The sequence below is a fragment of the Janthinobacterium sp. 13 genome (genome assembly GCF_002749695.1).
Classification (GTDB): domain Bacteria; phylum Pseudomonadota; class Gammaproteobacteria; order Burkholderiales; family Burkholderiaceae_D; genus Janthinobacterium; species Janthinobacterium kumbetense.
The window spans coordinates 4,732,019-4,750,851 of record NZ_PEEQ01000001.1 but is presented as its reverse complement, the minus strand read 5'-3'; the positions used below and the strand labels follow the sequence as shown (position 1 = coordinate 4,750,851).

At 63.3% G+C, this 18,833-nt stretch carries 18 protein-coding genes; 9 read left to right on the top strand and 9 right to left on the bottom strand.

Annotated elements, in window-relative coordinates:
- Positions 1-136 precede the first annotated feature (136 nt).
- Positions 137-880 carry a helix-turn-helix domain-containing protein gene (locus tag CLU94_RS20875; RefSeq protein WP_077407465.1) on the bottom strand — a complete coding sequence of 248 codons (744 nt, stop codon included), beginning with the start codon at positions 878-880 and terminating at the stop codon, positions 137-139.
- A gap of 160 nt (positions 881-1,040) precedes the next feature.
- Between CLU94_RS20875 and CLU94_RS20870 the strand changes: the two genes are divergently transcribed.
- From CLU94_RS20870 to CLU94_RS20860, 3 genes are read left to right on the top strand one after another with little or no spacing between them, the layout of a single operon-like run.
- Positions 1,041-1,463, top strand: a complete 423-nt coding sequence (locus CLU94_RS20870; RefSeq protein WP_099667029.1) for a hypothetical protein — start codon at positions 1,041-1,043, stop codon at positions 1,461-1,463.
- A 24-nt stretch (positions 1,464-1,487) separates the two neighbouring features.
- A complete protein-coding gene (locus CLU94_RS20865; protein WP_099667028.1) occupies positions 1,488-1,904 on the top strand; it encodes a hypothetical protein in 417 nt (138 codons plus the stop codon).
- A 4-nt stretch (positions 1,905-1,908) separates the two neighbouring features.
- Positions 1,909-2,694 carry a DUF2145 domain-containing protein gene (locus CLU94_RS20860; protein ID WP_099667027.1) on the top strand — a complete coding sequence of 262 codons (786 nt, stop codon included), beginning with the start codon at positions 1,909-1,911 and terminating at the stop codon, positions 2,692-2,694.
- Here the strand turns inward: CLU94_RS20860 and CLU94_RS20855 are convergent.
- From CLU94_RS20855 to CLU94_RS20830, 6 genes are all read right to left on the bottom strand, one after another.
- Entirely contained in the window at positions 2,691-3,737 is a 1,047-nt protein-coding gene (locus CLU94_RS20855; RefSeq protein ID WP_099667026.1) for an AbrB family transcriptional regulator, read from the bottom strand. The genes CLU94_RS20860 and CLU94_RS20855 overlap by 4 nt on opposite strands.
- 2 nt (positions 3,738-3,739) lie before the next feature.
- The gene (locus tag CLU94_RS20850) at positions 3,740-4,813 is read right to left on the bottom strand and encodes an ABC transporter ATP-binding protein (RefSeq protein ID WP_099667025.1); all 1,074 of its coding nucleotides are present in this window, start codon (positions 4,811-4,813) and stop codon (positions 3,740-3,742) included.
- Positions 4,814-4,846: 33 nt separating this feature from the next.
- Positions 4,847-6,637: an ABC transporter permease gene (locus tag CLU94_RS20845; RefSeq protein WP_070219148.1), complete on the bottom strand. Its 1,791-nt coding sequence runs from the start codon at positions 6,635-6,637 to the stop codon at positions 4,847-4,849.
- 68 nt (positions 6,638-6,705) lie between these two features.
- Positions 6,706-7,803 carry an ABC transporter substrate-binding protein gene (locus CLU94_RS20840; protein ID WP_099667024.1) on the bottom strand — a complete coding sequence of 366 codons (1,098 nt, stop codon included), beginning with the start codon at positions 7,801-7,803 and terminating at the stop codon, positions 6,706-6,708.
- Between the two features lie 48 nt (positions 7,804-7,851).
- Positions 7,852-8,832, bottom strand: coding sequence for a Bug family tripartite tricarboxylate transporter substrate binding protein (locus tag CLU94_RS20835; RefSeq protein ID WP_180278718.1), 981 nt, complete (start codon positions 8,830-8,832; stop codon positions 7,852-7,854).
- 3 nt (positions 8,833-8,835) lie between these two features.
- Positions 8,836-9,897, bottom strand: coding sequence for a porin (locus CLU94_RS20830; RefSeq protein ID WP_099667023.1), 1,062 nt, complete (start codon positions 9,895-9,897; stop codon positions 8,836-8,838).
- Positions 9,898-10,111: 214 nt separating this feature from the next.
- Here CLU94_RS20830 and CLU94_RS20825 point away from each other — a divergent pair, with 214 nt between their 5' ends.
- The 4 genes from CLU94_RS20825 to CLU94_RS20810 all read left to right on the top strand — a co-directional run bounded on the left by CLU94_RS20825 (position 10,112) and on the right by CLU94_RS20810 (position 13,557).
- Positions 10,112-10,834 (top strand): response regulator, encoded by a 723-nt coding sequence (locus tag CLU94_RS20825; protein WP_077409227.1) that lies wholly within the window; start codon positions 10,112-10,114, stop codon positions 10,832-10,834.
- 23 nt (positions 10,835-10,857) lie between these two features.
- A complete protein-coding gene (locus CLU94_RS20820; RefSeq protein ID WP_099667022.1) occupies positions 10,858-12,336 on the top strand; it encodes a sensor histidine kinase in 1,479 nt (492 codons plus the stop codon).
- Positions 12,337-12,504: 168 nt separating this feature from the next.
- Positions 12,505-13,047, top strand: coding sequence for an outer membrane beta-barrel protein (locus CLU94_RS20815; protein ID WP_099667021.1), 543 nt, complete (start codon positions 12,505-12,507; stop codon positions 13,045-13,047).
- Positions 13,048-13,191: 144 nt separating this feature from the next.
- Complete coding sequence (locus tag CLU94_RS20810) at positions 13,192-13,557, top strand: ribonuclease E inhibitor RraB (protein ID WP_099667020.1); 366 nt, start codon at positions 13,192-13,194, stop codon at positions 13,555-13,557.
- 64 nt (positions 13,558-13,621) lie between these two features.
- Here the strand turns inward: CLU94_RS20810 and CLU94_RS20805 are convergent, their stop codons facing one another.
- Positions 13,622-14,944: a homoserine dehydrogenase gene (locus tag CLU94_RS20805; RefSeq protein WP_099667019.1), complete on the bottom strand. Its 1,323-nt coding sequence runs from the start codon at positions 14,942-14,944 to the stop codon at positions 13,622-13,624.
- A gap of 72 nt (positions 14,945-15,016) precedes the next feature.
- On the bottom strand, positions 15,017-16,246 hold the full coding sequence (locus tag CLU94_RS20800) for a pyridoxal phosphate-dependent aminotransferase (RefSeq protein ID WP_099667018.1): 1,230 nt from the start codon (positions 16,244-16,246) through the stop codon (positions 15,017-15,019).
- Positions 16,247-16,670: 424 nt separating this feature from the next.
- Here CLU94_RS20800 and CLU94_RS20795 point away from each other — a divergent pair, with 424 nt between their 5' ends.
- Positions 16,671-17,063, top strand: coding sequence for an Mth938-like domain-containing protein (locus CLU94_RS20795; RefSeq protein WP_099667017.1), 393 nt, complete (start codon positions 16,671-16,673; stop codon positions 17,061-17,063).
- Entirely contained in the window at positions 17,060-18,733 is a 1,674-nt protein-coding gene (locus tag CLU94_RS20790) for a glycosyltransferase family 39 protein (RefSeq protein WP_099667016.1), read from the top strand. Before CLU94_RS20795 ends, CLU94_RS20790 begins: the two co-directional genes overlap by 4 nt.
- Positions 18,734-18,833 lie beyond the last annotated feature (100 nt).

Below are 18,833 nucleotides of genomic sequence, written 5' to 3'. Positions count from 1 at the left end.
CAGGCGCCACGAATGGCTTTACACAAATGGCTTTATTCGGCGTACTGACTTGCTGGCTTCACTGCTTGCTTGCTGGCTTGCTGGCGGCTGGCTTGCTTACAGGCTAGCAGGCTTGCTTATCGACCGGCTTGCACACTTACTGCCGCAGCAACGCCTTGAACGTCTGCGGCATCCAGGGACGCGCCGCCAGCATGAAGCTGATGGCCAGGCGCTCATCGCCGGGCAGGCGCGCGTCTTCCTGGTGTTGCTGCGAGAATTCCACCGCCACTTGCTTCAGGCGTTCCAGCAAGGCCGCCGTGGATTTTTTCGACAACATCACGTTCACCAGGCGCAACAATTCCGTCTCGCCATCGAATTGGGAATTCAAATAGTCACCATAGGCTTCCTTTTTGAAATACGTGTGGATGGGACCGTTCGGTATCCACGCAAATGTGCGCGCCACCAGCAGTTTGACCCGGTTATTCGGCAGCAGTTCCAGAAAACCGATCTTGTCGAGGCGCAGCAGGTATTTCACGGCTTGCGCCTCGCTGATGTCGTAGATGGCGACGATCTGTTCCAGCGGCAGCAGGTTCAGGGCAGACACGGCCACCACGAACAACCGGGTGTCCTCGATGATTTCCTTTTCCTGCGCATATGTCAGTCCCGTGATCAGGGTGGGCGCGGCCTGGGCTGACTGCACGGCCAGCGCCAGCTGCTGGAAATCGCTGCCGATGGCCACCAGGATCTGGTCCAGGCGCTGCAGGGTAAATTGCTTCTGCGAAAACATCCGCTTGACGCTGGCTTCGGATACGCCGATGCGCTGGGCCAGCTCGGCATATGTGACGGCGCGCGCTTTCAACAGGCGTTTCAAGGCTTCGATCAAGGCGTGGGTTTGCGGCATGCATTTCCTTTATAAAAATAGCATCGGTTCTGGCGGCAAAAAAGTAGCGCAATACGCTACCTGCGGTATGCCTGCCCGCTACGAGTAGCGTTTTCATTGACCAATTGCCCACAGTCTACAATGATGGCGTTGCCACTTGGCACACTTGAAGGAGAAACACATGAAACGCCTGCTGCCCCTCTGCCTGTCCCTGTCGCTGTTGACGCTCTCCATGGCCGCTCCCGGCCTGGTCCACGCCGCCGCCTCGGAGAACCTGTCGAAAGGCTCGCAAAACCTCAGCCAGGGTTCCGCCATCGTCGTCGCCGGCTCCATGTCGATGCTGGTCGCCTCCGGCCAGGTGGTGGTCGCCAGCGTGGAAACGGTGGGCGAAGGCATCGTCATCGTGCTGAAAGGCGCGTCCGAAGCGGGCGGCGCTTCCATCCAGATGAGCACGCAAGCGGCCAAGGGCCTGTCGCTGGCGGCCGGCACCGTGGTCAACGTGGTGGCGCTGTCCACCGGCCACATGCTGGTTCTTTCCGGCAAGGCCATCGCCTTCATCCCGAACGAACTGGGCAAGGCGCTGCTGCACCACTCCAAAGTGTAACCACCAATGAAGAACGGAAATCCCATGAAACATCTGCTCGCCACCGCCCTGCTGTGCGCCGCCACCATGGCGCCGCTGGCCCAGGCCGCCAATTCCGACACCACCAACGCATCCGACAACGCCAGCATGGCGTCGGCCATCGTGCTCGTCGGCTCCATGTCGGTGCTGGCCGCCGCCGGTGAAATCGTCATCGACAAGGTGGAAGACGTGGCCGACGGCAGCGTCCTCGTACTGAAGAGCGCAGCCAGGGGCGCCTCGCAGGCGGCCACGGCCTCCGTCAAACTGAGCCAGAAAGCCACGCAAGGGCTGTCGCTGGCGGCCGGCACGGCCATCCAGGTAGTGGCCGTCTCGACGGGCCACATGCTGGTACTGTCGGGCAAGGCCATCGCCTATGTGCCGGATGCGGCCGGCAATGCCATCCTCCACCATTCGAAAGCGTGAACCCATGAAACGCCTGACTGTCATGATCATCAGCCTGGCCCTGGCCGGCGCCGCCCATGCGGGACGCTCGTGCGAGGAAAAGCCAACGGATGCGACCACCCTCGTCAAATCGATGGACCTGGCGCAAAAGACCCTGCAGGCGCTCGATGGTTCGGGCGCGCAAGTGGCGCTGGTGGCACGCGCCGGGCAAGACCTGTCGAAGTACAATTTGCGCTATTCGCACATGGCGCTGGCCTGGCGCGACCACCCGAAGGGCCGCTGGCTGGTGGTGCATGAACTCAATGAATGCGGCACGGCGCAATCGTCGCTGTACAACGAAGGCTTGGGTAATTTCTTCATGGATGACGTATTCATGTATGAAAGCCTGATCCTGATTCCCGGCCAGGATACGCAGCAGCAGTTGGTGCGACTGCTGACGTCGAACACGCCCAAGCGCCTGCATGAGGCGCACTACAATATGCTGGCCTATCCGTTTTCCACCAAGTACCAGAACTCGAACCAGTGGGTGCTGGAAACCCTGGCCGCTGCCAGCAACGAGCCGGGCAAGATCGAAACGCGCGCCGAAGCGCAAGGCTGGCTGCGCAGCGCCAGCTACGTGCCGCAAACGCTCAGCATACCGGCCGCCACGCGCCTGGGCGCGCGCATGTTCCGCGCCAATATCGCTTTCGACGATCACCCGTTCGAGCGCCGCATGACGCGCCAGATCGACGTCGTCACGGTGGACTCCATCGTGCGCTTCATGCGCCAGCGCGAACCCCAGGTGCAGGAAATCGTCGTGCGGGGAAATTAAGGACGCGGCAGCAGGCGAAACAGCGGTCCGATCAGCAATACCAGCACCACCATGCGCGCCACGTGGAAGGCCGTGACGATGGGGACGCCCAGATGCAGGGCCTTGGCCGTCAACGACATTTCCGCGATGCCGCCGGGCGACGTGGCCAGGATGGCCGTGCCGGGGTGGATGCCCAGCCAGTGCGACAGGCCCAGTCCGAAGGCGGCCGCCAGCAGCAGCATCAGGAAACTGCACAGAGCCACGCCGGCCAGGTAGCGGGGAGCAGCATGCAGGAAGGCGGGAGTGAAGCGCGTGCCCAGGGCGATGCCGATGAACAGCTGGCCCGCGCGTATCATCCATTCGGGCAGGCGCGACAGATGGATGCCGCAGGCCGTCAGCAGCAGCGCGGCCAGCAGCGGGCCGATGACCCACGCGTTGGGCAGCCGGCCCCGTTTTAATGCGAGGGCCGCCAGCACCGTGATGCCGACCAGCAGCGCCAGCCCGCCATAGTCGACCAGCGCGGCGCCGGGCACGAAAGTCTCATGCCCTTCTGCCAGGCCATGGCTGCCCCAGTAGCGCACGCCGAACGGGATGGTCGCCACCACCAGCATCATGCGCAGGCTGTGCGCGGCGGCCACCTTGCCCACGTCGGCGCCATGGCGCTCGCTCTGCACCGCCATCTCGGATGCGCCACCCACGGCCATGGCAAAGAAAGCGGTGGCATGGTCGACGCCGGAGAGGCGCCGCAGCAGCATGGCGCCGGACGCGCCCAGCGCCAGCGCGAACAGCACGGCGCCGGCGATCCATGGCGTATAGACGGTGAGCACGGCCAGCACGGGCGCCGTGAAATACAGACCCAAGGCCGTGCCGATGGCCCACTGTCCCGCTTCCCGCACGCGCACGGGGCAAGCCAGTTCGCGCCCCGCCAGGCGCAGCGCGGCCGTGGCAAACAGGGGGCCGATCATCCACGGCAGCGGCGTGTGCAGCCACAGGCAGATGGCGGCGCCCAGCAAACCCGTGGCCAGCGCTGCGCCGACGGCGCGCCAGCGCGGCCACCACGGCACCGTTAAAACACCCAGAGCTTATCGGCCGGCATGTGCAGCCAGTACTTGCCCGCCTCGAGCTTGTGGCGTGAATACGCGCGCAGGCTGATGTTCTCGGCGCCGCCGCGCTCGAACAGACACTCCCAGCGGTCGCCCAGATACATGCAGGTCAGCAGCGGCAGTTCGATGGCGTTCTCCACCTGCGTGGCGCTGATCTTCACTTCCTCGACGCGGATCATGGTGGTCACTTCCGTGCCCGCGTTGGCGCCGCGCGCCACGCCCTGCATGGAGGCGCCATCGACCAGCAAGCGCACCTGCTTGCCTTCGCGCTGCACGACCTTGCCGGGCAGGCGGTTGTTACTGCCCATGAATTCGGCCGTGAACAGGGTGTCCGGCGTTTCATACATGCTTTGCGGCGTGCCCTGCTGCTCGATCTTGCCGTTATTGAGCAGCAGGATACGGTCGGAAATGGCCATCGCCTCGCCCTGGTCATGCGTCACCATCAGGGCCGACAGGCCCAGGCGCACGATCAGTTCGCGCAGGAAGGCGCGCGCTTCCTCGCGCAGCTTGGCGTCCAGGTTCGACAGCGGTTCGTCGAGCAGGATCACGGGCGGGTTGTACACCAGCGCGCGGGCGATCGCCACGCGCTGCTGCTGGCCACCGGACAGCTGGTGCGGATAGCGCTCGCCCAGGTGTCCGAGTCCCAGCTGCGTCAGCACTTCCTTGATGCGCGCGGCGATTTCCGTGCTGCCCATCTTGCGCAATTTGAGGCCGTAGGCGACGTTGTCGAACACGGTCTTGTGCGGCCACAGCGCGTACGACTGGAACACCAGTCCCAGGTTGCGATGCTCGGCCGGCATCTCGAAATGCTTCGCGCCGTCGAAGACATTGCGCTCGCCGATCTGGATGGTGCCCGCCTTCGGGCTTTCCAGCCCGGCGACGGCGCGCAGCAAGGTGGTCTTGCCGCTGCCCGAAGGCCCCAGCAGGGCGACCACTTCGCCTTTTTGCAGGTGCATCGAGACACCTTTCAGGATCTGGTTGGCGGCAGCGCCGGTGCCGTAGTCCAGGTACAGCTCATTGACGGTCAATTCATTCATGATGTGGTCTCAGTCTATTCTTAGTTATGCAGCTCAGTTATGTAACTTCACGCCAAAGCGCAGCGCGATGCCCAGGCCGATGGCCACCAGGGTGATATTGATGAAGGACAGCGCCGCCACCAGGTCGGTCGAGCCGCCCGCCCACAGCGACACCAGCATGGCGCCGATCACTTCCGTCCCCGGCGAGAGCAGGTACACGCCCGTCGAATATTCGCGCTCGAAGATCAGGAACACCATCAGCCAGGCGCCCAGCAAGCCGTATTTGATCAGCGGCAGGGTCACGTCGCGCGTCACCTGGCCGCGGCTGGCGCCGACGGCGCGCGCCGCCTCTTCCAGCTCCGGTCCCACCTGCAGCAGCGCCGTCGAAATGAGGCGCATGCCGTAGGCCATCCACACCACCGAATACGCGAGCCACAGGGCGAAGATCGTCGAGCGTACTTCGCGCAGCACGGGAATCACATGGCCGCTCAGCCACAGGGCCACGCCGTTGTCCATGCCTTTCAATATGCCGTCGAGCCAGGCCGGCACGAACAGGAACACCCACAGGAACGACAGGCCGGCCAAGAGGCCTGGCACGGCGCGCGGCACCAGCACGCTGTAATCGAGCAGGCGCGTGATGCCGTCCTGCTTGCGGTGCATGGCCAGCGCGATGAAGCTGTAGCAGCCCACGGCCAGCGCGCCGCCGACGACGCCGATCAGGATGGTGTTGACGATGCCGCGCACCAGCGAAGGCTGGTCGAAAATGTCGCGGAAATGCTGCAACGTCAGCACGTCGGCCAGGTGCACGCCTTCGCCCCAGTACTGCACGAAGGAGCGCAGCACGATGCCCGTCAGCGGCAGGATGATGGTGAAGATCAGCCAGCCGGCCAGCAAGGCAAACGCCAGCCACTTCCAGCGGCCCAGCGGCATGGCCTTGCTGCGCGCGCCCTTGCCCTTGATCGACACGTATTTGTTGGCGGATTTGAGCAGCCAGCGCTGTATCATCACCAGCGGCATGGTCACCATCACCAGGCAGACGGCGACGGCGGCCATCAGATGGTACGACGGCGTGCCCAGTTTGTTCGTCAGCTTGTACAGATAGGTCGGCAGCACCAGATGGCCTTCCGGATCACCGAGCACCAGCACCAGGCCGAATACTTCGAAGCCGAGGAAGAACACCAGCACGCCCGCATACGCCAGCGCAGGCATGATCATCGGCAGCGACACATTGAGCATCACCTGGATCGGCGAAGCGCCGGCCACGCGGGCCGCTTCTTCCACGTCCGAGCCCAGGCTTTTCAGGGCCGACGAGGCATACAGGTAGACGTGCGGCACGTGCGTCAGGCCGGCGATGATGACGATGCTGGTGAAGGAATAGATATTCCAGGGCACGAAGCCCAGCAGCTCCTTGGCCCAGATCGAATAGAAGCCCACGGGTCCCATCGAGACGACGTAGCCAAAGCCCATCACCATCGGCGAGACAAAGATCGGCACCAGCAGCATGGGCGCCACCCAGCCGCGGCCCGGCAAATCCGTGCGCACCATCAGGAAGGCCAGCATGCCGCCCAGCGGCACGGCGATGACGGTCAGGCCGAAGGCCAGCATCAGGCCATTCTTGAAGGCCATGGCGAAATCGGGATCATCGAAGATGAAACGGTAGGAATCAAAGCCGAATTCGCGCACCGGCATGAAGAAGGGCGCGTTCAAAAAGCTCTGGTAAAAAATCAGGAACAGCGGCAGGAAAATGGCGACCAGGGTAATCGCCACGACCACGCCGCGCGGCCAGTTCAGGCGCGACAAGGGAGAGCGCGACCGTGCAGGCAGCGGCAAGATAGCAGTTTGCATGATGAATCCAATGAATGAAGGGTACGGCGTGCGCCCGCAAGCAAGGCTCGCGGGCGGCTAAGTCGGCGTTATTTTTTGCCGGCTGTTTCTTTCCATTGCTTCAGGAAGGCCATGCGCTTTGCTGGCCCCAGGAATTGCAGGATGATCGGATGCACGGGAATCGGCTTGACGTTGGCCGTACCGATTTCCTTGATCAGCTCCGCCGAGGTGGTCTCGCCCGTGACGTCGGCGCGGATGGCGAACAGCTTGGCGCCGTTGGCGATGATGGTCTGGCCGCGGTGCGACAGGATGTAATCGAGCCACAGCTTGCTGGCGTTGACGTTCTTCGCGTTCTTGTTGATGAACTGCACGCGCGACAGGATCAGGGTGTAATCCTTGGGCAGCACCACGCCGATCGACGGGTCGGTCTTGGCGCGCACCAGCGCGTAGGAACCCAGCACGTTGTAGCCGATCAGGTTTTCACCGGACGAGATACGCTCCATCATGGTGCCCGTCGACGACTGCACGCGCACCTTGGCCGTGCCGAACGCGTTTTGCAGCGCCAGGAATTGCGGATATTCCTTCGCATCCTGCGCCATGAACATGAAGCCCACGCCCGATTTCTCGATGTCGTAGGTGGTGACCTTGTCCTTGAACTTCGGCGTGGCGATCAGCTTGACGAAGTCGTCGTGGTTCTTCGGCACTTCCTTCGGGTCGAGCAAACGCTTGTTATAGACGATGGCGGCCGGCTCGAACGTGGTGCCGTAGGCCTGGTCGTCCCACATGGCCCAGCCGGGGATCTTGGCCGCTTCGACCGACTTGTATTTCAGGGCGTAGCCATCGGAGGCCAGGCGCATCTGCAAGTCCATCGCCGAAGACCACATCACGTCGGCCGTGTTGCCGCCGGCGGCCACTTCGGAAATGAAGCGGTTATACACTTCGGTGGAATTCATGTCGTTGTATTCGACCGAGATGCCAGGATACAGGGCGCTGAAATCCTTGATCAGCGGCGCGGCGGCCTTGCTGTCGGTGGCGCTGTAGATCACCACCTTGCCTTCCTTCTTGGCCGCGTCGATGATCTTCTGGTAGTCGGCCGGATAACCTGCCGGTACCTGGGCGAAAGCGGCGCCGGCCAGGCTGGCAAACGCGGTGGCAAGGGCGGCTTGAAGCAGGGTCTTGGTTTGCATGGGGTTGTCTCCGTCTATGAATAGGTTTTTTATTTAATGGGATGTCGTTCAGCGCATCAGGCCAAGCTCATTCGCCTGCCTGGCATACTCGTCGACCGCCTTCCTGACATACGCCGTCAGCTTCGGCCCCGTCAGGGCGAATGGATACAGGCCGGCCTGCGCGCGCCATTCCGCGAACTGCGGCGTGGCCATGACGCGGTCAAAGGTGGCCACCCAGCGCTGGTAGTCCGCCTCCGGCACCTGGGGCCCCATCCACACGCCGCGGATGATGGGCCAGACCACGTCGACGCCTTGCTCGCGCGCCGTCGGCACGCCGGCCAGCACGCCGGGCAGGCGCTTCTCCGCCAGCACGGCCAGCACGCGCGCGTGGTTGGCGCTGGCGTTCAGGGTGGCTTCGGACGTGTCGCCCGAAACCACCTGCACATAATCGGCCTGCATCGCCGTAAACACTTCGCCGCCGCCTTCGAGCGCGACAAAACGCAACACTTTCGGATCGATGCCGGCGTGGCGCGCCACCAGCGCCATCTTCAGCCAGTCCTGGCTGCCGATGGTGCCGGAGACGCCGATCAGCACCTTGTCCGGATGCTGCCGCAATGCCGCGATCAGGTCGCCCAGCGTCTTGTAGGGCGAATCGCTGCGCACGGCGATCATGCCGTAGTCGGCGCCCAGCGCCGCCACCCAGCGCACGTCGCCCGCCTTGGCATTGCCGAACTTGCCCTGCGCCAGATTCAGCAGCGAACCGCCCGAAAAGGCCACCAGGGTGTTCGGCTCCGCGCGGCGGCGCTGCGAACCCATCGAGTGCCAGGCCACGGCGCCGATGCCGCCGGGCAGATAACTGATGCGCATCGGCGCCATGGCGGCTGCCGCGCCCTCCTGCGCCAGGCCTTTTTTCGCCAGCTTGCAGGTCAGGTCCATGGCGCCGCCCGGCTTGGACGGCACCACGCACTCGGCCGGCGCCGACGCCTGCGCCCCCGCGAGGGCAGGCAGCAGGCACAGCAAGGACAGGAACAGGGAGCGCAGCATCGTCATGCCTTAGAAGCGGTGCTGGATGCCGGCGATCAGGCCGCGCTGCGTGTCGCCGAAACCGGCATCGTCACGCGACAGGCTGACCAGCTGGTTGTGCTTGGCCTTGGCGTAGGCGCCGGCCACGTACAGGTCGGTGCGCTTGGACAGGGCATAGCGCACGCGCGCCACGTACATGATCGGATCGGCATTGAGGTTGGCGGCCACGTTTTTCACGTCCTGGTAGTAGATCACGCCCGTCAGGGTGATCACCGGCGTGGTCTTGTAGCTGACGCCGCCCCAGTACAGGGTGCCGCGCACGTCGGCCTTGCCGGAGGCAGCCGGATCGAGCTTGTAGTCGCGCGCCGCCGCCTGCACTTTCCACGGGCCGTCGTCATACATGGCGCCCAGGTGGTACACGGTGGTCTTGTCGCGCGCGCCGCCGGCGATGGCATTGCCGTTCACCTGCTCATACGTGGCCAGCAGGCTGACAGGACCGGTCTTGTAGGTGACGGCCGTCGACAGCTTGGCGCTGTCCGAGTTGCCCGTCGACTGCTCGCCGAAGCCGTACGATGCGCCGTAGCTGAAGTCGCCCGTCTTGCCCGAGTATTTGACCATGTTGTCGAAGGCCGTCGTCATGCCGTATTTGCTCGGGCCCGTCGCGTTGGCCGAAGTGGCCCACGAATAGAACGGCGCATAGGCCATTGGATCGAACGGCAGCACGAAGTCATACACGGTGGTGAACGAACGGCCCAGCACGACGCGGCCAAACGCGCCTTCCAGGCCCACATTGGCCTGGCGCTTGAACAGCGCGCCGTCGGCCGCGCCCGTGTCGACCAGGATGCCGCCTTCCAGGTTGAAGACAGCTTTCAGGCCGCCGCCCAGGTCTTCGCTGCCCAGGATGCCCCAGCGCGAAGTGTTCATGCCGCCGGAGCTCACTTGCGTCATCGAGCTTTTGTTCGGACCGGCGTTGCTGGTGGTGCTGACGCCGGCGTCCAGGCGGCCGTACAGCGTGACGTTCGATTGTGCCTGGGCGCTGCCAGCGGCGGCCAGGACAGCCAGAGCGGCCAGCGAGTATGCGGTCTTCTTCATGTAGAGTATCTCCCTTAGATATAGTTATTAGTGATATGCCTGATCAATTTCATGAATCAGGATCACACTATATGAGCGCGATCCTTTCAATTCGCTTTCAGACTGACAGGTGTCGCCAGCCAGCCACAAAGGGGGCAAACATATTCATTGCCGCCCCTGTCGGCGCGGCGCCGGCAGGCTTACACTGCATCCATTTCAACGAATGGCGGAGACCATGCGCATATTATTAGTGGAAGACCATCTGGAGCTGTCGCACTGGCTGGCAAAGGCCCTGCGCGACGCGCACCTGACGGTGGAGACCGCCCACAACGGCGCCGATGCCGACGCCCTGCTGCACACGCAGGAATACTCGCTGGTGCTGCTCGACCTGACCCTGCCGAAGATGGATGGCCTGGACGTGCTGCGCCGCCTGCGCGCGCGCGGCGGCACGCGCGGCAAGACTCCCGTCATGATACTCACTGCGCGCGGCGGCCTGGATGAAAAAGTGCAGGGCCTGAACCTGGGCGCCGACGACTACATGGCCAAGCCGTTCGAACTGGCCGAACTGGAAGCGCGCGTGAAGGCCCTGCTGCGCCGCAGCCAGGGCAATGAAGCCCTCGTGCACACCTGCGGCGCCCTCAGTTTCGACACCGTCACGCGCATGTTCAGCTATGCCGGCGCCCCGTTTCCCCTGACGCCGCGCGAACACGCGGTGCTCGAAGCGCTGATCACGCGCTCGGGACGCGCCGTGTCGAAGGAAAAACTGTTCGACGAAGTCTTTGCGCTGGCCGACGACGCCAACCTGGACGCCATCGAACTGTACATCCACCGCGTGCGCAAGAAGCTGGAAAGCGGCGTGGAAAGCGGCTCGCCCGACGGCGCCGTCATCACCACCCTGCGCGGCATCGGCTACCTGCTGCAGCCGCGCAGCGCCATGGCGCCGGCCGCGCCGAAATGACCGTGCGCCCCCCACGCCCGCCCATGCTCGAACGCTTGCGCCGGCGCTGGGCGCAGGGCCGGCCGCTGGGCAGCCTGCGCAGCCAGCTGCTGCGCTGGCTGCTCATCCCCCTGGTGATGCTGGTGCTGCTCGATGCCGTCTTTGTCTACCGCAACGCGCTCGACGCGGCCGACATGGCCTACGACCGCTCCTTGCTGGCGTCGACGCGGGCGCTGGCCGAGCGCGTCTCCATCGTGGGCGGCAAGGTGGTGGCCGAAGTACCCTACGTGGCGCTCGACAGCTTCGAAACCGACACCCTGGGCCGCATCTACTACAAGGTGACGGGCATCAATGGAGAACTGGTGTCGGGCTATGGCGACTTGCCGCCCGTGCCGAAAAACGTGCCCCGCTCGCAGAATTATCCCGCCCTGGTGCGCTTCTACCACGCCGACTACCACGGCAAGCCGATCCGCATCGCCGCCCTGCTGCAACCCGTGTATGACGACTCGATGCGCGGCATCGCCCTGATCCAGGTGGCCGAAACGCTGGACGCGCGGCGCGGCCTGTCGAACCAGATCCTGTTCGACACCCTGAGCTGGCAGGCGGCGATGATACTGGTGATGGGCGCCCTCGTGTGGTTTGCCGTGCGCCTGGTGCTGCGCCCGCTGATGCGCTTGAAAACGGAAGTCGAGACGCGCACCCTGTCCGACCTGTCCGACGTCGACCCCACGCTGGTGCACAAGGAAATGCGCCCTCTGGTGAGCGCCATGAACGGCTCCATGTCGCGCCTGCAGCAGCTGATCGCCAGCCAGCGCCGCTTCATCGCCGACGCCTCGCACCAGTTGCGCACGCCGCTGACGGTGCTGAAAACCCAGGCCGAACTGGCCATGCGCGAATGCGACCGCCAGGCGGGCGCCCCGCCGGACATCGCCGCCCTGCGCGACATCGTGCGCTCGATCGCCGCCACCACCGATTCGACCGTGCTGCTGGCCAACCGGCTCCTGACCCTGGCGCGCATCGAGCATGGCGGCGACAGCCTGGCGATGGACACCGTCCCCTTGCGCGACGTGGCGCAGCAGGTGGGACTGGAAATGGCCATGGCCGCCGTCGGCAGGCAAATCGACCTGTCGCTGGAAGCACCCGACGAGGCGCCCGTGCATGGCCAGGCCCTGCTGCTGCATGAACTGGTGGCCAACCTGGTCGACAACGCCCTGCGCTACACGCCGCAGGGCGGCAGCGTGATCCTGCGCGTGCGCGCGGCGCAAACGGGGAACGGCCACGAACACGGCGCCGTGCTGGAGGTGGAAGACAGCGGCAAGGGCATCCCGCCGGCCGAGCGCGAACGCGTATTCACGCCGTTCTACCGCGTCGGCACGGCGCTCGAGAGCAATCCAGGCGGCGCGGGGCTAGGTTTGGCCATCGTGCGCGACATCGCCGCCCTGCACGGCGCACGCCTGGAACTGGCGACGGCGGAAAATGGCCACGGATTGAAAGTCAGCGTGCATTTCGGCGGCGCCGCATGATGGCCTGCACAGATAGTCATTCGACACGAAGTGTTGCCCAAAAACAACACGTAGCTTATTTCTAATATTTTTTAAATAATTGCCTTACATAAACATATTCATCCCTATACAATTCGGCTCCCATTAAGCGGCGAGACAGTCTCTCCGCATTAATTATCTAGGATCAATATGAAAAAGCAATTGTTTGCAGCAGTCGTAGGCGCCGCCCTGGCATTCCCATTGTTCGCCCAGGCTGAAGGCTACTACGTCGGCGCCAACGTCGGTCGTTCGGAAATGAAACTGTCCATCGATGAAGCAGGTTCGTCCAAAAAGAGCGATACCGGCTACAAAGCCTACGCCGGCTACGACTTCACGCAAAACTTCGGCGCAGAAGCCGGTTACATCGACTTCGGCAAGCGGACTTTCGACATCGACGGCGAAAAACTGGACGTGAAAAACCACGCATTCTACGTCGCCGCCACCGGCACCCTGCCGCTGAACGAACAGTTCTCGCTGTTCGCCAAGGCTGGCGCCGCGCAAAACCGCACCAAGCCAGCCGATGACAAATCGATCAACAAAACCTCCGCCATCTTCGGCATCGGCGCTGCTTACCACTTCGACAAAAAACTGTCGCTGGTAGCGGAATACGAAAACTTCGGCAAGGTAGCGAGCGAAGACGGCGCCAAGCTGAAAGCCGACCTGCTGTCTATCGGCCTGCGCTACAAGTTCTGATTCGCGCTTGCGTGAATGAATGTCCAGCCGATTTCATGGCGGATAAGAAAAACCGGCTGCACAGCCGGTTTTTTTATGGGCGCATGGCGCGCCACGGGCGCCGATGTTAAGATCTCGCCCTGAAATTGACTGAAAGATTCCGCCATGATGACCAAAGAAGACGTAAGCGAACTGTTCGCCAACATCGCCGAGAACGCGCCCTGGGACCTGTCCCAGCCGCTGCTGTGGGGCTATTACTTCACCAACCCCACTTCCGAGCCGCTGGAGCAGGCCGCCACCGTGCTGGCGCTGCAGGGCTACCGCCCCGTGGAACTGTACCAGCCGGAACTCGACGATCCGGCGGCGCCACCCGTGTGGGTGCTGCACGTGGAAAAGGCCGAAGTGCATGGCGTCGACAGCCTGCACGCGCGCAATGGCGAACTGATGCAGTTCGCGCAGGAAAACCAGCTGGCCAGCTATGACGGCATGGATGTGGGCCCCGTCGGCGCGCCCGACGTACCGCAGCATTAAGACAGTCATCGGATGAAAAAACGGCGCCCGCGGGCGCCGTTTTGCATGGATCGCTTGAAAACGCTCAGCTGAGGTTTTCCAGGCGAATCTTGGTGACCGTGCCCACCACGCTATTTAACGCTTCCATCTTCTCGATGGCGGCCGTGACATTCTTTTCCTGCGTCTGGTGCGTCAGCATGATGATGTCCGTGTGCGTTTCGCCCTCGGCCGGCTCTTTCTGCAGCATGGCGTCGATCGAGATGCTGCGTTCGGCCAGGATGCGCGTCAGGTCGGCCAGCACGCCCGGCTGGTCGGCCACGTGCATGCGCAGGTAGTAGCTGGTGGTGATTTCCGACATCGGCAAGATGGCGATGTCGGTCATCGCGTTCGGCTGGAACGCCAGGTGCGGCACGCGGTGTTCCGGGTCGGCCGTGGCCAGGCGGGTGATGTCGACCAGGTCGGCGATCACCGACGACGCGGTCGGCTCGGCGCCCGCGCCGCGGCCCGAGTACAGGCTGGCGCCGACGGCGTCGCCATGCACCAGCACCGCGTTCATGGCGCCTTCCACGTTGGCGATCAGGCGCTTGGCCGGGATCAGGGTCGGATGCACGCGCAGCTCGATGCCTTCCACGCCATTGACGGTGGCGCGCTTGGTGATGCCCAGCAGCTTGATGCGGTAGCCCAGCTGCTCGGCGTAGCGGATGTCGACGGCATTGAGGTTGCTGATGCCTTCCACGTAGGCCTTGTCGAACTGCACCGGGATGCCGAAGGCGATGGCCGACATGATGGTGGCCTTGTGCGCGGCGTCGACGCCTTCGATGTCGAAGGTGGGGTCGGCTTCCGCGTAGCCCAGTTCCTGCGCCTGTTTCAGCACGGTGGCGAAATCGAGGCCCTTGTCGCGCATCTCGGACAGGATGAAATTGGTGGTGCCGTTGATGATGCCGGCGATCCATTCGATGCGGTTGGCCGTCAAGCCTTCGCGCAACGCCTTGATGATGGGGATGCCGCCGGCGACGGCCGCTTCGAAGGCTACCATCACGCCCTTGTCCTGGGCGGCGGCGAAGATTTCATTGCCGTGCACGGCCAGCAGGGCCTTGTTGGCCGTGACCACGTGCTTGCCGTTGGCAATGGCCTGCATCACCAGGGTTTTCGACAGGTCGTAGCCGCCGATCAGTTCGACGACGATGTCGATCTCGGGATCGTTGACGATCAGGTAGGGGTCATTGACGACCTTGCAGCCGCCGGCGACGAGCGTTTCGGCGCGCGCCACGTCGCGCACGGCGACGGCGACGACTTCAATGCCGCGGCCCGCGCGGCGCTTGATTTCTTCCTGGTTGCGCTTCAGGACGCTGAACGTGCCGTAACCGACATTGCCCAGGCCCAGCAGGCCGATCTTGATGGATTTCATAGTGTGCTTGACTGCTCATAAGTGGCGCCCCCTTGGGCGGCGCCAGGTTGATCGGTATTGCTACTGTCTGGCTCAGCCCCGGCTATGGCGCTTGCGGTAACCTTCGAGGAAGCGCGCAATGCGGCCCATGGCCTCGGTCAGGTCATCGGAGTTGGGCAGGAAGACGACGCGGAAATGGTCGGGCGCGATCCAGTTGAAGCCCGTGCCCTGCACGATCAGGACCTTCGCTTCGGCCAGTAATTCATAGGCAAACTGCTGGTCGTCGGCGATCGGGTAGATCTCCGGGTCCAGGCGCGGGAACATGTACAGCGCGGCCTTTGGCTTGACACAGGTGACGCCCGGAATATCGGTCAGCAGCTTGTGCGCCAGGTCGCGCTGTTTCAACAGGCGCCCGCCGGGCCCCACCAGGTCTTGTATGCTCTGGTAGCCGCCAAGCGCCGTCTGGATGGCAAACTGCCCCGGCGCGTTGGCGCATAGCCGCATCGAGGCCAGCATGTTGAGGCCCTCGATGTAATCTTTTGCGTGGCGCTTTTCGCCCGAGACCACCATCCAGCCGGAACGGTAGCCGCAGGAGCGGTAATTCTTCGACAAGCCGTTCATGGTGATGAACAGCACGTCGTCGGCCAGCGAGGCGATCGACACGTGCTCGGCTTCGTCGTACAGCACCTTGTCGTAGATCTCGTCGGCGAAAATGATCAATTGGTGCTGGCGCGCCAGTTCGACGATCTGCAGCAGCACTTCCACCGGATACAGCGCGCCCGTGGGATTGTTCGGGTTGATGACGACGATAGCCTTGGTGTGCGGCGTGATCTTGCGGCGCATGTCCTCGATGTCGGGATACCACTCGTTCTGCTCGTCGCACACATAATGCACGGGATTGCCGCCCGACAGGCTGACGGCGGCCGTCCACAGCGGGTAATCGGGCGCCGGCACCAGCACTTCGTCGCCGCTGTTGAGCAGGGCGTTCATCGACATGACGATCAGTTCGGAAGCGCCATTGCCTAAATAAATGTCATCGATGGTCACGCCGGCGATATTCTTGCCCTGCGTATAGTGCATGACGGCCTTGCGCGGCGCGAACATGCCCTTCGAATCCGTATAGCCGGCGGCATTTTGCAGGTTGAGCATCATGTCGCGCACGATCTCGTCCGGCGGATCGAAGCCGAATACGGCCAGGTTGCCGATATTGAGCTTGGTGATCTTGTGGCCTTCTTCTTCCATTTGCCTGGATTTTTCCAGGACCGGGCCGCGGATGTCATAGCAGACATCCGCCAATTTATTCGATTTCTGAATCGGTCGCAAAATAAATCCCTGTCGTGATGCGGCGCGGTAAGCAGAACTTGCAGCATGATAGCCGCGCCAGAACTATGAACCCGTGAAACTGCGATGCGAAAGACTGCAAGGCGAAAACAACCATTCTCGCCGAAAACAGGCCATTTTATCAAATTAAACATGGCCAACCCCAGCATTTGACGCCGATTCTGCCACGCCGGCGCCTCCGGACGGCAATCCGGCACGCGCCATCTTCATCTTCCCTTAATCTGGCAGCATTACCATGGCGCAAGCAGGCAGTCCCTCTGTGGCGCCGAAGATTGCAATTTGGAAAGGATCTTGCTTTTCAGTCGCTCTTTTCTGTCATTTATGGCATGCTTACGCCCTTGGCCGCGGCACGCAGTTTGGCCGCGCGCGCACCGATCAACCGACACGACCAGCCCCCGATATCGCCATGAAACTCCATGCCAGCAGCACCCAACAATACCAGACTGTCACCGGCTATGACGAAAACGGCGTGGAGATCAATGCCCAGCCCTACAACTACAGCCTGATCGTCATGCCGGAAATGCCACCGCGGGCGTGGGAAGTGGACAGTTTCGAGCAATTGAACGAGGCGCATTTCGCGCAAATCCTGGCCGATGCGCCCGACGTGGTCATCCTCGGCACGGGCGAGCGCCAGCGTTTCGTGCATCCAAAGCTGACGGCCGCGCTGACCATGCGCCGCATCGGCGTCGAATGCATGGATAGCCAGGCTGCCTGCCGCACCTACAATATCCTCATGGGCGAAGGCCGCAAGGTCACGCTGGCCCTGATCCTGGCCCCGGCCGCAGGCACGCCCGCATGAAAATCAATGTCAACGAACTGCACTCGTCGCGGGTGCTGATGTGGTCCCTGCTGGGCATCTTCATCGTCGTCACCCTGTATGCGCTGGGCGTGCGCACCCTGGTACCGCCCGACGAGGGCCGCTACGCCGAGATGGCGCGCGAAATGTTCGTCACGGGCGACTGGATCACCACGCGCCTGAACGGCATCAAGTACTTTGAAAAGCCGCCGCTGCAAACCTGGATGAATGCGCTGACCTTCGCCGCCTTCGGCCTGGGCGAATGGCAGGCGCGCCTGTGGACTGGCCTGTGCGGCATCATCGGCGTATGCATGACGGCTTACGCGGGCAAGAAAGTGTTCGGCCCGCGCGTGGGCCTGTATGCGGGCCTGGTGCTGGCATCGAGCCTGTTCTGGCTCGCTTCCGGCCAGATCAATTCGCTGGACATGGGCCTGTCTGGCATGATGACCCTCACCCTGGGCAGCCTGCTGATCGCCCAGCGCGACGACGCCACGGAGTTCGAGCGCCGCAACTGGATGCTGGCCTGCTGGGCAGCCATGGCGCTGGCCGTGCTGGCCAAGGGCTTGATCGGCATCGTGCTGCCGGGCGCCGTGCTGGTGCTGTATTCGCTGTGCGCGCGCGACTGGCGCATCTGGACGCGGCTGCACCTGGTCAAGGGCTTGCTGCTGTTCTTTGCCATCGCCACGCCGTGGTTCGTGCTGGTCGCCCTGCGCAATCCGGAACAGCCGCATTTCTTCTTCATCCACGAGCATTTCCAGCGCTTCCTGATGAAGGGCCACAAGCGCGAAGGCGCCTGGTATTACTTCCTGGTGCTGCTCATTCCCGGCATCCTGCCATGGATAGGCGTGCTGCCGCAAAGCCTGGCCGCCGCCTTCAAGCGCCAGGAAGGCGCCTTCCAGCCCCGCTTGATGCTGCTCGTCTGGGCCGTCTTCATTTTCTTCTTCTTCAGCTATTCGACCTCGAAGCTGCCTGGCTATATCGTGCCCATCTTCCCGGCGCTGGCCCTGCTGGTGGCGCTGTACCTGGAATCGGCCTCGCGCCGCCAGCGCCTGTTCGCCGCCGGCCTGCTGTGCGTGCTGGGCGCTGCCATCCTGATCGGCGGACCGATCGCCTTCAGCAAGGCCAGCGCACGCGACGCGGAAGCCCTGGTCGCGCTGAAGGGTTACCAGCCATGGCTGATGGCGGCCGGCTTCTTCGCCCTGGCCGGCGGCGCCCTGGCCTTGCTGCATGCGCGCCAGTTGCGCCGCGACATGACGGTGCTGACCATCGCCGGCGCCGGCTTCCTGGCCACGCACTGCATCCTGGCCGGCTCCGAGCTGTATGGCCAGAACCGCGCAGGCACCGACATGCTGCCGCAGATCCAGGCCGAACTGACAGCCGATACCAAGCTCTATTCGGTCGGCATCTACGAACAATCGCTGACGTATTACCTGCAGCGGCCCGTGATCCTCGTCGATTACTGGGATGAGTTTACGTTTGGCCTGAAACAGCAGCCCGAACTGTCCATCCCGAACATCGAGCCTTTCATCACGCAATGGACGAACGATGCCAATGCCGGCGTGCACGACATGGCGATTATCAGCCTGTACCGCTACAAGGAATTGCAGGGGCGTGGCGTGCCCATGCGTGTGATTGCCGAAGATGCACGCCGCATGGTCGTTGCCAACAAGTAAATATTTAACTGGGGCGCGAGGCTGCACGGATCGCGCCCCCGGCCAGCTTGCCCCGCCCCTGCATCAGCAGGATTTTTCACCGCTGAAAGGCTGCGCCGCC

What these genes read in the sequence shown, in the direction of transcription:
- CLU94_RS20865 (WP_099667028.1), top strand. Translation starts at nt 1,488, where the DNA reads ATGAAACATCTGCTCGCCACCGCCCTGCTGTGCGCCGCCACCATGGCG.
- CLU94_RS20870 (WP_099667029.1), top strand. Translation starts at nt 1,041, where the DNA reads ATGAAACGCCTGCTGCCCCTCTGCCTGTCCCTGTCGCTGTTGACGCTC.
- CLU94_RS20795 (WP_099667017.1), top strand. Translation starts at nt 16,671, where the DNA reads ATGAAACTCCATGCCAGCAGCACCCAACAATACCAGACTGTCACCGGC.
- CLU94_RS20810 (WP_099667020.1), top strand. Translation starts at nt 13,192, where the DNA reads ATGATGACCAAAGAAGACGTAAGCGAACTGTTCGCCAACATCGCCGAG.
- CLU94_RS20815 (WP_099667021.1), top strand. Translation starts at nt 12,505, where the DNA reads ATGAAAAAGCAATTGTTTGCAGCAGTCGTAGGCGCCGCCCTGGCATTC.
- CLU94_RS20850 (WP_099667025.1), bottom strand. Translation starts at nt 4,813, where the DNA reads ATGAATGAATTGACCGTCAATGAGCTGTACCTGGACTACGGCACCGGC.
- CLU94_RS20860 (WP_099667027.1), top strand. Translation starts at nt 1,909, where the DNA reads ATGAAACGCCTGACTGTCATGATCATCAGCCTGGCCCTGGCCGGCGCC.
- CLU94_RS20835 (WP_180278718.1), bottom strand. Translation starts at nt 8,832, where the DNA reads ATGACGATGCTGCGCTCCCTGTTCCTGTCCTTGCTGTGCCTGCTGCCT.
- CLU94_RS20845 (WP_070219148.1), bottom strand. Translation starts at nt 6,637, where the DNA reads ATGCAAACTGCTATCTTGCCGCTGCCTGCACGGTCGCGCTCTCCCTTG.
- CLU94_RS20805 (WP_099667019.1), bottom strand. Translation starts at nt 14,944, where the DNA reads ATGAAATCCATCAAGATCGGCCTGCTGGGCCTGGGCAATGTCGGTTAC.
- CLU94_RS20790 (WP_099667016.1), top strand. Translation starts at nt 17,060, where the DNA reads ATGAAAATCAATGTCAACGAACTGCACTCGTCGCGGGTGCTGATGTGG.
- CLU94_RS20825 (WP_077409227.1), top strand. Translation starts at nt 10,112, where the DNA reads ATGCGCATATTATTAGTGGAAGACCATCTGGAGCTGTCGCACTGGCTG.
- CLU94_RS20840 (WP_099667024.1), bottom strand. Translation starts at nt 7,803, where the DNA reads ATGCAAACCAAGACCCTGCTTCAAGCCGCCCTTGCCACCGCGTTTGCC.
- CLU94_RS20820 (WP_099667022.1), top strand. Translation starts at nt 10,858, where the DNA reads ATGCTCGAACGCTTGCGCCGGCGCTGGGCGCAGGGCCGGCCGCTGGGC.
- CLU94_RS20875 (WP_077407465.1), bottom strand. Translation starts at nt 880, where the DNA reads ATGCCGCAAACCCACGCCTTGATCGAAGCCTTGAAACGCCTGTTGAAA.
- CLU94_RS20830 (WP_099667023.1), bottom strand. Translation starts at nt 9,897, where the DNA reads ATGAAGAAGACCGCATACTCGCTGGCCGCTCTGGCTGTCCTGGCCGCC.